Here is a 13700-nt window from a genome sequence, read left to right as displayed (position 1 = left end):
CCGTTAACCGATCGACTGCTTGATCTGCTTGCTTCGCAGCTGGCCGCAGGCGGCGTCGATATCCGTGCCGTGCTCCAGTCTGACGCTGCAGCTGACGCCCTGCTTTTTCAGCGTATCGTAGAACGCCGTGATGGATTCCTGTTCGCTTCGCTGATACTGGCTGTGCTCGTCGACCGGATTGTACGGAATCAAGTTCACATTGGCCAGCGGGCGTCTGTGCCCGACCAGCTCGGCCAGCTCCAGCGCGTGCTCCGTGCGGTCGTTAACGTCTTTAAGTAAAATGTATTCAAGCGTAATTCTCCGCTTCGTTTTCTCCAAATAATAATCGATCGCCTGCATTAATTGGTTCAGCGGAATGGCCCGGTTGATTTTCATAATTCTCGTACGCAGCTCGTCATTCGGCGCGTGCAAGGAAATCGCCAGATTGACGTTCAAGTCGGAATCGGCGAATTCGATAATTTTGCCGGCAAGACCGCTGGTCGACACCGTAATATGTCTCGCGCCTATAGCAAGCCCTTTGTGGTCTTTAACGACATTAATGAAGTCCGTCATGTTCACGAAATTGTCGAACGGCTCGCCGATGCCCATAACGACGATATGGCTCACTTTTTCCCCTCGGCCGGCTTGGTCCAGGTGCAGCTGCACCTTCATAATCTGCCCGACGATTTCCCCTGCCGACAAATCGCGGCTCTTCGCCAAGAGCCCGCTCGCACAAAAGCTGCAGCCGATGTTGCAGCCCACCTGCGTCGTTACGCAAACCGATAATCCGAATTTATGTCTCATCAGCACGGTCTCGATCAGGTTGCCGTCCGTAAGCTTGAACAGAAACTTGATCGTGCCGTCGGCCGATTCCTGTCTCAAATGCTCGGTCAAAACGGAAATCGCAAAATGCTCGCTCAGCAGCCGAACACATTCGGGATGAACGTCGGTCATCTCCGCGAAATCCGTAACCCGCTTTCTGTAGAGCCAATCCCACACCTGCGCGGCGCGGAACTTTTTATGCCCGCGCTCGCCCAGCCACGCAATCAGCTGATTTAACGTTAATCCATAGACGGATGATTTATTCATATGAAAATCCTCTTTTCGGCTCTATGAGTTCAGTCCTATTATTGTCCCAAAAATAGTGCGCTAAAACAAGAGGATACGCGCAGTTATTTCACATCCAATATTGTCTAAACCGCTCACAAGGGAATCAGCCCCGAACGCCCGCCGCTTCCGCGAGGCCGGCGATCGCCCGCTCCCAGCGCAGCTTCATCTCTTCCCGGACGGCGCTGTCTGCAAGCTTCTCCTGATGAAAGCTGACGGTCGTCCCCGTGCTGGCGGATAAAAGGCGAATCTGCACGGTCGACGGCTGCTCCCAGCCCTTTCTCTGCCAAGTCATTCGCAGCTGCTCTTGAGGCTTAACGACCCTTACCTCTCCGGAGCTTCCGTCCGAAGTGCCGTACAGCTGCCCCTTCTCCAGCTTCAGCTCGTCGATATCGCCCAGCCAGAGCTTCAAGCCGTCCGGCGACATCAGCCGCTCCCATGCTTCCTCCTTTGTGATCGGCAGCGTCCTTCGAACCCCGATTTGAAATCCCGCATCTTTGGTCTTCCCTACCAGCTTGTCCATCGTCCTTCCTCCCATTCATACCTTAATTCTCGTCATCGGCCTCAACTGCCTATTCGTCTTGAAACCAGTATACACCGAGGAGGTGCGCGGGGAAACATGAACAAATCCCCCAAAAGCCATCCATGCCGCCGACGCGGCACCACAGACAATGGAAATGGGGTACCAAGAGTAATTTCCAGGGTAGTGACGTGATGCTCTGAAGCTTATTCCGTCCGCATCCAGCCTAAGCTGGATCGGCGTCTAACCCTTCCTCTGGGATCGTTCTATGGGTAGACTTTACTTTCGGGGGAGAACCCGGATATCCACAGGATATGGCTGCGCATCATTTCCTAAACAATGAAAAAAGCCGCCCGTCAAGGCAGCCCTCCGCTGTAACTGTATTCAAGTGCTCATCCATCTTCCGTCTATAGAAGGCATCGTCTAAGCATGCATCCCGGGCCCGGCTTGCACGCTCAGCTTCTGTCCCGCTTCGAGCCGCACCTCGTAGCACCCCTCGCCCCATGCCGACGGCGTTACCCCCGCCGTATCGCCGGACCAAGCATAGCTCTGGAAATGATACGGAAGCTTCAGCACGACGGACGTGCCGCGCTCGGCAGCCAGCTGCGCGGCGAACATCCCTTCCGGCATGTTCCACTCGAAGGATACCGTCCCGGTGCAAAACCGCAGATCGGCCGCTTTGCCCTTCTTCCACTTTCCGGGGAGCGCGGGCAGCAGCTTCACGAATTTCGGCGATACGTAAAGCAGCATCTCTTGCACGGCGTTCACCCAGCCCATGTTCGCATCCATCTGAATCGGGGCCTCCGCCATATTCATGCAGACCCCCATGTTCCGCCAATCGTTATGCAGCGTGAAAAAATTGCTCAGCAAGCAGGCGCGGGACAAAATATCCAAACATTCCAGCGCCTTGTCGCCGTCGCCGAGGCGCGCATAGATCGCCGCCATATGCACGAGCGACCAGCCGCTCTGCGCGCCGATCAGCCGCTTCTTCACCGCCGTCTCGAAAGCCCCGAACTTCTCCGGCTGCTCCTCCCGGGTAAATTCCTGGCCGGGGAATATCGGGTAAATATGCGACAAATGGCGGTGATCGTACCGATCGTCGAACCTCTCGTGCATCCATTCCCTAACGGCTCCGTCCGCATTGACCTGGTAAGGCGGGATGCGTCTTAGCATCTCCTCCCACTGCCCCGTCTCCTGCGCATATATCCCGGCCTCCCGGCTCCCTTCCACCAAATGCGTCAGCAGCTCTTTCAAGATGGCGAAGTCCATCGTCGCGTTAATCGTCGTCGGCATAGGATGCGCGAGCGGCCTGCCGTCCGTAGGCATAAAGTTTTGCGGCGTATTTTCCGGGGAAACGGACGGGTAGTACCGGTAGAAGCCGTCATCGCCCACGACAAGAAAATCTTCGTAGAACAGCGCCGTCTCCCTCATGAACGGCAGCACCTTGTGCACGAGAAATTCGCGGTCCCCGGTGTATAAGTAGTACTCGTAATAATGCCGCGCCAGCCAGCCTGCGGCCCCGGTCCAGTTCATAATGACCGGCACGATCTGATTCGGCACGCCAATCCCAGGAGTCGAGCCCGCGGGAATGTAGACGCCGCGGCAGCCGTACAGTTTCCGCGCATTATCGCGGAAATCGTCCATCATGCCGTCGTAATACCGGATCAGTGCCGGCATCAGCTCGGTCAAGCCTCCGGCGGGCGCGTGCCAATACATCATCTGGACATTTTCATTGGCCATATTATGACACCAGACGAGCCGGTAATCGCCGCCCCACAAGCCGTACAATCCGAACGGGTAGCCTTCGGCATGAGTGCCGCAGATGAACAGGTAGCGGCCGTAAGCCCACATTTTCTGCACAAGCTCCGTCGGCGCCTCCCCGTCATAGGCTTCGAGCAGCAGCTCTTCATTCGTCCGCTCGCCCGCTCCGTCTCCGAGCTGCACGGCGGCTGAGTGAAACAGCCGTCCGTGCATTTGCGCATGCGCGGCCAGCAGCTGTTCGTAATTCGCAGCGACGGCAGCCAGCTCGCTGTGCAGCCGGCTCCATTCCCGCTGCCGCTCGCCCTTTACAAACACCTTGGCCACGACCAGCAGCTTGGACGCGGCGCGGAACCGGATCGAACCCGGAAGTGCTTCCGTCTCTCCTTCTCCGGCGATCACACGCAGCACGACGCCGAAATCCGTTCCGTCATCGTTGCGGGCGGCATAATAGAGATAACCGTCCTTCGCTATCCGCTCGACGGTCTCCTCGATCTCCCTGCATTTCTCGGCAAGCCGGGGATTGTCGGTCGGATGAAACGCCAGCTGAAGCTCGCCCTGCAGCTGCGCCGCGTCCGTTCCGATCTCGTATACGATAGCATCGTCGCTGCGGGAGACGAACAAGCGGCGCTCATAGGCGGCGTCTCCGTCCTGCCACGACACCGTCACTTCGCCGGTTTCCATATCGAGAACTCTCCGATACCGCTTGAACGCCTGCTCGCAAGGCATAAGCAGCTTCAGATCGGCCGCCGGAAAGCGGGCCGCCAGACGCGTATCGTAGCCATGGTCCTTGAGCGCGTTGGTCAAATTCCAGCTGGCTTCCAAATACTTTTCTTCGTCCATCAGCCTTCTCGTTTCGGCGAGCGTGTGACTCACATCCGGCACCGGGTCCTTTTGCCCCCAATGCCACAGATCTTCATGGGTGATCATTACCGTCTCCTCTTTGACTCCGCCGTAGACGGACACTCCGATCTTCCCGTTGCCGGACGGCATTCCTTCTCTCCACATATTTTTCCACCAGGATGCCGGATATTTCATGACGAGCCGATTAGCTCCGCTCTTCTTTCCCCTATCTGATCGTACATCTGTTTGGGCCATTGCCGCATCTCTCCTTTTACCGTCCATCAATTGCCCTTCCTCTTAAAAGCGCATGTACCTCGATTATAGGCCGGAAAACATGCGGCTGTCTTTGTACAGAATAGTTTCCTTTGTCCTATTTTCCAATCTAATAAGAGTTACCGGGTAAGGCGAAACGACGAAAGAAGGAGCTGCGAGCCGCATGCCTGTTCCCGTATACCGTTTTCAAGTCGACTATTTGACGCGATATTGCGAATTTAATCCGCAGCTGCTGTTTGTCCAGAAATACATGTTCGCTCCCGGCGAACAGTGCCCTTCGCGCACATGCTGCGCCAATGCCGTCGTACTCATCGTCACGGAGCTTGCCGGAAAGTACGGGTTTTCGTCGATTCATTATTTTTCCACAGCGTTCAAGCGCAGCGCCGGCATGTCCCCTTTCGAATACCGCGAACAGTACTGTTCCCCGCCGAAACCCCAAAAAGCCGGCTTCCCCGAAGGAAACCGGCTCTTACCGTGCTTGCGGACAGCTGGCCTCGCCTGAACGCTTAAGACAGCAGCTTATCCTTCGTCTCCTTGCCGAAGACGACGATGAAGACCGCAGCGAGAATCAGCGACAGCATACTGAAAAACATCGTCATCGGCAGTCCCATCCCTCCCCAGACGGCTGCGAACAGCAGCGGAGAGAAAGCCGAGGTAACGCGGGTAATCGCCGTCGCCCAGCCGAAGCCGGTCACCCTGAGCAGCGTCGGATAGCTCTCCGGGATATACACGTACAGAATGGCTAACGCGATCGACTCGAACATATCATAGATACCGAGCAGAACGAAGCTGGAGGTCGGAGCATCCAGAGCAAATGCAAAGGCGTACAGCGCTATGCCCATAAAGACGAAGCTTAAGGCGACCGACCATTTCCGTCCGACCTTGTCGACCAAGTAAATGCTGAACAGCACGCCGATCAGACCGACAAGCGTTATATAGGAGGTGAACAGGAAGGCCGCCGTCGTTTGATATCCGCTTGCGATCAAAATTTTCGGCAGCCACAGGATGACGCCGTAATAGACGAACAATACGCTCGCATAGGCGTACCAGACCATGAAGGTCGTGCCCGGGCTGTGCTTCCATACTTTAATAAGCGAAGAGAAAATCCCCTTGATGACGCTGCCGCTTTGCTTATCGGTATCCTCCTGCGCGGAGAACAGCTGGCTTGCGTCGATCGAAGCGCCGTGAACTTCCCGCAAAATCCGGTTAGCCTCTTCCACCTTGCCCTTGCGATACAAATAAAGCGGAGATTCGGGAACCTTCACCCGAACGAGAAAAATGAGCAGTACCGGCACGCCGGCCGCGATAAAGATCAGGCGAAAATCCTGATACTTGCTGAGCCAGGCGGATACGAAGCCGACAGCCGTCGCGCCGCCGACCCAGAACACGCCGAGGATCGTCATCAGCTTGCCGCGCCATTTCGGAGGCATGAATTCGGACAGCATCGCCATATCTACCGGCAAACAGCCGCCAAGTCCGATTCCGGCAATAATCCGGAATAGGAACAGCAGCGGTACGTTCGGCGCCGCCGCGCACAGCAGCGAGAAGACGGAATAGAGCAGCACCGTGCCCATGAACGCCTTTTTCCTGCCGATCAAATCCCCCAAGCTGCCGAATAGAAAACCGCCCACCGCCATCCCGAGAAAACCCGCCGTTGCAAACCAAGCGAGCGCATCCTTCTCCAGATGCCATTGCTGGGAAATGAGCGGAATGACATAGGACGGGAGCAGAATATCGAATGCATCGAAAAAATAGCCTAAAGCCCCGACGATGTAAATCCAGATGTGCTTCTTGTTCAGCGGAATGTCAGGCAGCGAAGCCAGCCCTGTGTTCCCGTGTCCTGTTGCGGATGATGTTGCCGCTTGGCTCATTGCGGATTGCCCCTCTCATAATGGAAGTATCTGCTTTATCCCGTTTCCCTTTGCCGAAACGAGAACTTGTTATTATGGTCAAGTGTAAGGAAGGCTCACATTAAAGTCAATGTCCGTTATTCGTCTTTAAATAACAAGCGTTTTCATTTTTTTGAAAGCGGGTGCATTATTTTTCCATGTGCCATTGATGTCAGCTTATCTATTTAAAGACATATAATAGTCCTGTCTTTTAATGAATATCTCCTATACAATAAATCCATCAAGACCATTCCGCATGTTGAAAGGAGCTATTCCCATGAATACGACATTAAATAAGCGATTGGACACGTTGGAACAATTGGAGGCGCAGCTCGCCGAGCCTTCGGAGGAGCTGATCCGCGATATCGCTGCGCTGGACGGAGATATTTTGCTGCTCGGTATCGGAGGCAAAATGGGCCCGAGCATGGGCCGGCTCGCCGTGAACGCGGTTAAGCGGGCAGGCGTCGACAAGCAAGTCATCGGAGCTTCGCGCTTCTCGGACTCCGGGCTGCGCGAAGAACTGGAGGCGGCAGGCGTCACGACGATCCGGGTCGATCTGCTGAACGACCAGGAGCTGCAGGCGCTCCCCGATGTTAAAAATGTCGTGTTCCTGGCCGGCAACAAGTTCGGAACGACCGGCAACGAGCATTTTACCTGGGTTATGAACTCCTACCTGCCGGGACGCGTGGCGGAGAAATATAAAAACTCGCGTATCGTCGTATTCTCGACCGGCAACGTGTATCCGCTCACTCCTGTCGGTCAAGGAGGAGCCGGCGAGGAAACGCCGACAGGGCCGAACGGCGAATACGGTCAATCCTGCCTGGGCCGGGAACGTGTCTTCGAGCATTTCTCCCATAAATACGGCACACCCGCAACCATTTTCCGGCTGAATTACGCAATTGATCTGAGATACGGGGTTTTGGTGGAAATCGCCAAAGCGGTGTACGAAGGGCGGCCGATCGATCTGACGATGGGTCACGCCAACTGCATATGGCAGGGCGACGCCAACGAATGGGCGCTGCGATCGCTGAACGTCGCCGGAACGCCGCCGACCGTGCTGAATATTTCCGGGCCGGAGACGATTTCCTTGCGCTGGGCTGCCGAGAAGTTCGGGGAAGCCTTCGGCAAAGCGCCGGTATTCACCGGGGAAGAAGCGCCGACCGCCCTGCTCAGCAACTGCTCCAAGGCGCATCAGCTGTTCGGCTATCCGAAGGTGACCTTGCGCCAGATGATGGACTGGATCGCCGGCTGGATCGGCACCGGCGGGCAGACGTGGAATAAACCGACCCATTTCCAGGAGAGAGAGGGGAAATTCTGATGAGCGCAACTCCACAGCTATCGCCGGAATTGACGCGCGCGCTCCATGAAGGGCTGGCCATTCCCGCCCACCCGCTCGCTTTGAATGCCGAGCGTCGGCTCGACGAGAAGTATCAGCGGGCGCTGACCCGCTATTATGTCGACTCGGGAGCCGGCGGCGTTGCGGTCGGCGTCCATTCGACCCAATTCGAGATCCGGCTGCCGGAGATCGGCTTGTTCGAGACTGTGCTGCGGCTGGCTTCCGAGGAGGTCGACCGGCGCAAGCCGGACCGTCCGTTCCTGAAGGTGGCCGGCATCTGCGGGCCGACGGAGCAGGCGGAAGCCGAGGCGCATATCGCCGCGGGGCTAGGCTATCATGCCGGTCTGCTCAGCATGGGCGGATTGAAAGGCTGGTCCGAGGAGAAGCTGCTCAAGCGGACCGAAGCGGTCGCGAAGATCATTCCCGTATTCGGCTTCTATCTTCAGCCTTCCGTAGGCGGCACCGTGCTCAGCTACGATTTCTGGAGACGGTTCGCCGACATTCCCGGCGTGATCGCCATCAAGATGGCTCCGTTCAACCGCTACCAGACGATCGATGTCGTACGCGCCGTCTGCTCGTCCGACCGTTGCAGCGAGATCGCCCTCTATACCGGCAACGACGACAATATCGTGAACGATCTGCTCACTGCGTACCGGTTCAATATCAACGGAACGCCGGTGGAAAAGCGCATCGTCGGCGGCCTGCTCGGCCATTGGGCGGTATGGACCCGCAAGGCGGTCGAGCTGCTGGAGGAGATCAAGCGGGTCAGAGATAACGAGGCGCTGGACCGCCGCTGGCTGACGCGCAATATCGAAATCACCGACTGCAATGCGGCCTTCTTCGATCCGGCGCATCATTTCGAAGGATGCATTCCGGGCATTCATGAGGTGCTGCGGCGGCAAGGTCTGCTGCCGGGACGCTGGTGCCTGAATCCGGCGGAAGAGCTGTCGGAAGGACAAATGGAGGAAATCAGCCGGGTTTACCGGGATTATCCTCATCTGAACGACGACGCGTTCGTCGCCGCCCATTTGTCCGAATGGCTCTCCGAGTAGCACCGCGGGAGGGTTCGGGCGATGCGGTTCAAAGACGTATTCTCTATCATCGGGCCGGCTATGGTCGGTCCATCCAGCTCCCATACCGCCGGGGCGGTACGGCTGGGGCGCGTCGCCAGGCAGCTGCTGGGCTGCCGTCCGGATCGGGCGGAGGTGACCTTCTACGGCTCGTTCGCCCAAACCTATCTCGGTCACGGCACGGATCTGGCGATCGTCGGCGGTCTGCTTGATTACGACACCGACGATTTGCGCATCGCTCATTCGCTGTCCCATGCAAAAGCGGCGGGCATCCGCGTCGAACTGCGGCAGGGAGCCGGGCCGGCGCCGGCCGCGCATCCGAATACGGCGCGAATCCGCTGCTTCGCCCCCTCCCCTTCCCCCTCTCCCGATGGTTCACAGACAGCCGCGGCCATGATCGACATGACCGGCATGTCCGTAGGAGGAGGCACTATTGAGATCGCTCGGGTAGACGGCTTTCCCGTCCGGTTCTCGGCGGTTTATTTCACTTTGGTGCTGTGGCATTCCGACAGGCAGGGCTTGATCGCCGATGCCGCCGGTCTGCTCCATCGCCATAACGTGAACATATGCTCTATGGAGACCGGCCGCAAGGAACGCGGCGGCGACGCCTTGACGGTATTCGAGACCGACGCTCCCGTCCCGGACAGCCTGCTGCTCGGGATGAGGGCGCTGGCAGGCGTTCGGAACATGCGGGTTGTGAATCTGGCTGACAAGACGGGAGAGTGATGAAGATGAGATTTCAAACGCTGCAAGAGCTGGCCGGGCTCTGCAAACAGGAAGGCGTCACGATCGGCGAGCTGATGCTCGCTGAACAATGCCGGGAATCCGGCCGGACCCGGGAACTGGAACTCCAGAAGATGGCCGACTACTATCTTATTATGAAGCAAGCCGTCAGCGAAGGGCTGAAGGAAGACCATCCGTCGCGCAGCGGCTTGACCGGCAAAGATGCCCGTCAGGTGCACGCTTATGTGCAGCGCGAGGCGGAAGCAACGCTGGCGGGCGCGCCGGCCGCGGCGGCGATGGCTTACGCGCTCGCCGTATCCGAGGTCAACGCGTCGATGGGGCGCATCGTCGCGACGCCTACGGCCGGCTCGTGCGGCATCATTCCCGGCTCCTTCGTCAGCTCCCAGACCCGCTTCGGCTGGTCTGACGAGCACATGACGATGGGCCTGTTCTGCGCCGGGGCGATCGGTTACGTGATCGCCAACCGCTCCTTCGTCTCCGGCGCCGAGGGCGGCTGCCAGGCCGAAGTCGGCTCCGCCATCGCCATGGCCGCCGGAGCGCTCGCCGAGCTGCGGGGCGGCACGCCGGCCCAGGCGGTGCACGCCGCCGGGCTCGCGCTGAAGAACACGCTCGGCCTCATCTGCGATCCGGTCGGCGGCCTCGTCGAGATCCCTTGCATCGTGCGCAACGGATTCGGCGCGGTGAATGCGCTCGCCGCCGCCGACATGGCGCTGGCCGGCGTCCGCAGCGCGATTCCGGCCGATGAGGTTGTCGATGCGATGCGCGAGGTCGGCGCCGCGATGCCGGAGAAGCACCGCGAGACGGCTCAAGGCGGTTTGGCGGCGACGCCGACCGGCCGCCGCATTATGGATGAGCTGTATCGCCGAAATTCAAGCAGTTAAGGAGTGAATATCGTGACATCATTGCCGCTTCAATCTCTGCTCGCGCGCAGCGAAGTGCTGAAGAACGACTGGATCGCCTTCCGCCGCGATCTGCATCAGTACCCGGAGCTCAGCCACCGGGAGAGCCGCACGGCCGAGAAGGTCGCATCGTTTCTCCGCGGACTCGGTCTGCAGCCGCAGACCGGCGTCGGAGGCCACGGCGTCGTGGCCGAGCTGCAAGGCGCTGAGCCCGGTCCCGTCATCGCCCTGAGGGCGGATATGGACGCGCTGCCGATTGCCGAGGAGACCGGGCTCCCCTACGCCTCGCGGGAGCCCGGCGTCATGCACGCTTGCGGCCATGACGCTCACACGGCGATCCTGCTCGGAGCGGCGCAGCTGCTTGCCGAGCGGCGGCAGGAGCTAAGCGGCGCGATCCGCTTTATATTTCAAGGCGCGGAAGAAACGAACGCCGGGGCTAAAGCGATGGTTCAGGCGGGCGTACTGAACGGAATCGAAGAAATCTACGGGCTCCATAACCTCCCTACCCTGCCTGTCGGCATGATTGCCACGGGCAGCGGGCCGTTCATGGGCTCGGTCGATCGCGTGGAGATTATGCTGGAGGGCCAAGGCGGTCACGGGGCGATTCCGGACCGCTGTCACGACCCGATCGTCGCGGCGTCCGCCGTCGTCATGGGGCTGCAGACGGCCGTCAGCCGGGAGATTTCTCCCTTCGAGCCGGCCGTTATAACGATAGGCAGCTTCCAGGCGGGAGAAGCGAACAATGTGATTCCGCAGTATGCCAAGCTGACCGGCACCGTGCGCACGTTCTCTTCCTCGCTGCAGCGGACGATGAAAGAGCGCATCGAGCGGCTTGCGGGCCAGATCGGCGGCGCTTACCGCTGCCGCGTTCAAGTCGCCTATATCCCGCATGTAGCCGTACTTGTCAACGATCCGCGTTGTGTTTATCATATAGAGCAGACGGCCGATGTGCTTATCGGCAAGGAGCGGCGTACGGCGGCGTCTCCGACGTTGGCGGGAGAGGACTTCTCAGTGTACCTGGAGCACCGGCCCGGCTGCTTTTTCTGGCTCGGATCGGGCCCCCGGGAAGGCGCGGAGCAGGCGTACGGCCTGCATCATCCGAAGTTCGCCATCGAGGAAAACTGCATTCCGCTCGGAGCGGCCCTGCTCGCTTCCGCCGCTTGGCAGAGAGGCTCGAACATTTCGACTTGATGGGGGCGGCAGCTCATGTGGAGCCAACCTAAAGAAGCATACAATCAAGGCATTTCCATCGGCGTGATCGGACCGGAGGAGGCTGTGGACGATCTGCTGCAAGCGCTGCAGCGGTTTCCGTCCTTTCGTCCGGAACCGAGAGTGTACCGGAACGAGGAAGAAGCGCCGGCGCTGGCGCTGGAATTGATGGACCAAGTGGAGGTGCTGCTGTTCACCGGGCCGATTCCGCACCGGATCGCCATGGACAAGCTGCAGTTTTCTATTCCGGTCCATTTTGTGCCATTAACCGGCACCGGTTTATACCGCGCGCTCTTTCTGCTGGAAAAACGATTCGGCTTGACGACGCTATCCGTCGATACGATGTCCAAGAAGCAGGTCGAGCGCACCTTCAAGGAGCTTAGCGAATTAAACGTACAGGTCGTTTACTATAACGGGCTTCATCCGTATTCGCGGGAGGAGCTCGTCCGCTTTCACCTGCACCACTACCGGAGCGGATCATGCCAAGCGGTACTGACGGCGGTCAAGTCGGTATCCGAGGAGCTGACGCAGCTCGGCGTGCCGAACGAGTGGGTGATCCCGACGGAGCAGGATATGATCGTCTCGCTCGAACGCGCCCTGCTCTCTACCGAAACAAGACGAAGCAACGAGTCGCAGATCGTCGTCGGGATGGTTCATCTGGACGAGTCGGGAGCCGTCGTCAACGCGCGGTTCACCGAGCATGATTTTCAGAAAATGAAGCTCGACATCCAGAAGATGCTGCTCACCTTTGTCGAGACGCTGGACGGGCATCTGACCCATCTGGGCGGAGGCGAATATTTGATCATCACGACGCGCGGAAGCTTCGAGAGGGTAACCGGCGGGTATAAATATATCGCGCTGGCGGGCGAAGCCGAGAAAATGTTCGGCATCACCTTCAGCATCGGCTTCGGCTTCGGACGTTCCGCCGGCGAGGCCGGAACTCACGCTCGCCAGGCGCTCCGTCAGGCGAAGGAGGCCGGAGGCAATCACTGCTTCATCGTGCGCGAGGACAACGGCATCATCGGCCCGCTGGAGATGTCGCAGCCGCTGGAATACGACGCTTCCCTGATCGATCCCGATCTGATTCAGCAAATGGAGGCGAGCGGCATGACCCTCGCTTACTTAAGCAAAATCGTTGCGCAAGTGGCCAAAAAGCGCCAGTTCGATTATACGGCGCAGGAGCTTTCGATGATTCTCGGCGTCACCGTGCGGAGCACGCACCGTTTTTTGCTGCAGTGGCTTGATGCGGGACTGGTCGAAATTGTCGGCGAGGAGAAGGGAAAGGCCAAGGGGCGACCAAAGCAAATATACCGCTTGTCGTTTATGCGCGACGCTCACGGGCGGCAATAATCCGTTGAGAACCGATGCCCCCTTTGGCCATTGGAAAAGGAACCCCAACGCCCGCCCAGCTGTTCAGCTAGAGCTTTTGTCCGAAGAAGAGTCCGGTCCGCAGTTTGCAGTTCGCGGCCGGGCTCTTCTTTATTTCCATCCTTGCGATCGGCCTTTGGCCCGAGCTCCGTCCTGCCAAAGCGCGCTCGAACAGTCCCGGAAGGGAGCTTCAGGAGGTGTAGCTTCAGGAGGTGTAGCTTCAGGAGGTGTAGCTTCAGGAGGCGTAGCCTCCGGAACCGAGCATCGAATCGTTTCTAAATGTAACGGACACCGGGGAGCTTAATTCGTCGCAAACAAACGTTTTTTAAACGTAACGGTCGTCATCGCGCTTAGATAGCTCCGAACTGCTTCTTAAGGAGGCTTTGCCAACAAATAGCTACAGCTGCGTCCGTTAGAAATTCAAAATGGCCGATATGGTTTATATAACGGCCGCTGTGTCCGTCCCTCGTAATTAGGGGATAATCTCACGAATGCTCACTCATTCGCAGGATTTCTATTGTATTGGATGTCGGTGAAGTTTGGATTGTAGGGATTCTGGCCCATCTCATTGGCTAATCGGCATGCAGGAACAGAGGCAGCGTTCATAACGCTTCCAGTTTTACCCTATTGTGCACTACTCCACTTTGCCTCTGGAGGTTCACCCTCCCATGACTCAACGGGTCTTCGCCCTTACATTCCTTCGTT

At 58.3% G+C, this 13700-nt stretch carries 11 protein-coding genes; 7 read left to right on the top strand and 4 right to left on the bottom strand.

The genetic code is table 11. The features are described from left to right. Positions 1-3: 3 nt before the first annotated feature. From rlmN to N0M98_RS17815, 3 genes are all read right to left on the bottom strand, one after another. Complete coding sequence (rlmN, locus tag N0M98_RS17825) at positions 4-1068, bottom strand: dual-specificity RNA methyltransferase RlmN (RefSeq protein WP_259618716.1); 1065 nt, start codon at positions 1066-1068, stop codon at positions 4-6. A 124-nt stretch (positions 1069-1192) separates the two neighbouring features. Further along, positions 1193-1609 carry an SRPBCC family protein gene (locus N0M98_RS17820; RefSeq protein WP_259618715.1) on the bottom strand — a complete coding sequence of 139 codons (417 nt, stop codon included), beginning with the start codon at positions 1607-1609 and terminating at the stop codon, positions 1193-1195. Positions 1610-2029: 420 nt separating this feature from the next. After that, a complete protein-coding gene (locus N0M98_RS17815) occupies positions 2030-4462 on the bottom strand; it encodes a glycosyl hydrolase family 95 catalytic domain-containing protein (RefSeq protein WP_259618714.1) in 2433 nt (810 codons plus the stop codon). Positions 4463-4643: 181 nt separating this feature from the next. Between N0M98_RS17815 and N0M98_RS17810 the strand changes: the two genes are divergently transcribed. After that, complete coding sequence (locus N0M98_RS17810) at positions 4644-4982, top strand: AraC family transcriptional regulator (protein ID WP_249860754.1); 339 nt, start codon at positions 4644-4646, stop codon at positions 4980-4982. Between the two features lie 4 nt (positions 4983-4986). Here N0M98_RS17810 and N0M98_RS17805 read toward each other — a convergent pair whose 3' ends face one another. Then, on the bottom strand, positions 4987-6351 hold the full coding sequence (locus N0M98_RS17805) for an MFS transporter (protein ID WP_249860753.1): 1365 nt from the start codon (positions 6349-6351) through the stop codon (positions 4987-4989). Between the two features lie 319 nt (positions 6352-6670). On the opposite strand from N0M98_RS17805, the gene N0M98_RS17800 reads away from it, so the two are divergent. From N0M98_RS17800 to N0M98_RS17775, 6 genes are read left to right on the top strand one after another with little or no spacing between them, the layout of a single operon-like run. Next, positions 6671-7687: an NAD-dependent epimerase/dehydratase family protein gene (locus N0M98_RS17800; protein WP_249866401.1), complete on the top strand. Its 1017-nt coding sequence runs from the start codon at positions 6671-6673 to the stop codon at positions 7685-7687. Further along, positions 7687-8757: a dihydrodipicolinate synthase family protein gene (locus N0M98_RS17795; protein ID WP_259618713.1), complete on the top strand. Its 1071-nt coding sequence runs from the start codon at positions 7687-7689 to the stop codon at positions 8755-8757. The genes N0M98_RS17800 and N0M98_RS17795 overlap by 1 nt, the downstream gene beginning before the upstream one ends. A gap of 21 nt (positions 8758-8778) precedes the next feature. Next, entirely contained in the window at positions 8779-9501 is a 723-nt protein-coding gene (gene sdaAB / locus N0M98_RS17790; protein ID WP_259618712.1) for an L-serine ammonia-lyase, iron-sulfur-dependent subunit beta, read from the top strand. A gap of 5 nt (positions 9502-9506) precedes the next feature. Next, positions 9507-10400, top strand: a complete 894-nt coding sequence (gene sdaAA, locus N0M98_RS17785; protein ID WP_259618711.1) for an L-serine ammonia-lyase, iron-sulfur-dependent, subunit alpha — start codon at positions 9507-9509, stop codon at positions 10398-10400. Between the two features lie 12 nt (positions 10401-10412). Then, positions 10413-11609 carry a M20 metallopeptidase family protein gene (locus N0M98_RS17780; RefSeq protein WP_249860749.1) on the top strand — a complete coding sequence of 399 codons (1197 nt, stop codon included), beginning with the start codon at positions 10413-10415 and terminating at the stop codon, positions 11607-11609. 15 nt (positions 11610-11624) lie between these two features. Next, positions 11625-12977, top strand: a complete 1353-nt coding sequence (locus tag N0M98_RS17775) for a GGDEF domain-containing protein (protein WP_259618710.1) — start codon at positions 11625-11627, stop codon at positions 12975-12977. Positions 12978-13700 lie beyond the last annotated feature (723 nt).

This window comes from Paenibacillus doosanensis, from assembly GCF_025060755.1.
Taxonomy (GTDB): Bacteria; Bacillota; Bacilli; order Paenibacillales; family NBRC-103111; genus Paenibacillus_S; species Paenibacillus_S doosanensis.
The sequence above is the reverse complement of the archived record's forward strand: the minus strand, read 5'-3'. Positions and strand labels throughout refer to the sequence as shown.

What these genes read in the sequence shown, in the direction of transcription:
- rlmN (WP_259618716.1), bottom strand. Translation starts at nt 1,068, where the DNA reads ATGAATAAATCATCCGTCTATGGATTAACGTTAAATCAGCTGATTGCG.
- N0M98_RS17820 (WP_259618715.1), bottom strand. Translation starts at nt 1,609, where the DNA reads ATGGACAAGCTGGTAGGGAAGACCAAAGATGCGGGATTTCAAATCGGG.
- N0M98_RS17815 (WP_259618714.1), bottom strand. Translation starts at nt 4,462, where the DNA reads ATGGCCCAAACAGATGTACGATCAGATAGGGGAAAGAAGAGCGGAGCT.
- N0M98_RS17810 (WP_249860754.1), top strand. Translation starts at nt 4,644, where the DNA reads ATGCCTGTTCCCGTATACCGTTTTCAAGTCGACTATTTGACGCGATAT.
- N0M98_RS17805 (WP_249860753.1), bottom strand. Translation starts at nt 6,351, where the DNA reads ATGAGCCAAGCGGCAACATCATCCGCAACAGGACACGGGAACACAGGG.
- N0M98_RS17795 (WP_259618713.1), top strand. Translation starts at nt 7,687, where the DNA reads ATGAGCGCAACTCCACAGCTATCGCCGGAATTGACGCGCGCGCTCCAT.
- sdaAB (WP_259618712.1), top strand. Translation starts at nt 8,779, where the DNA reads ATGCGGTTCAAAGACGTATTCTCTATCATCGGGCCGGCTATGGTCGGT.
- sdaAA (WP_259618711.1), top strand. Translation starts at nt 9,507, where the DNA reads ATGAGATTTCAAACGCTGCAAGAGCTGGCCGGGCTCTGCAAACAGGAA.
- N0M98_RS17775 (WP_259618710.1), top strand. Translation starts at nt 11,625, where the DNA reads ATGTGGAGCCAACCTAAAGAAGCATACAATCAAGGCATTTCCATCGGC.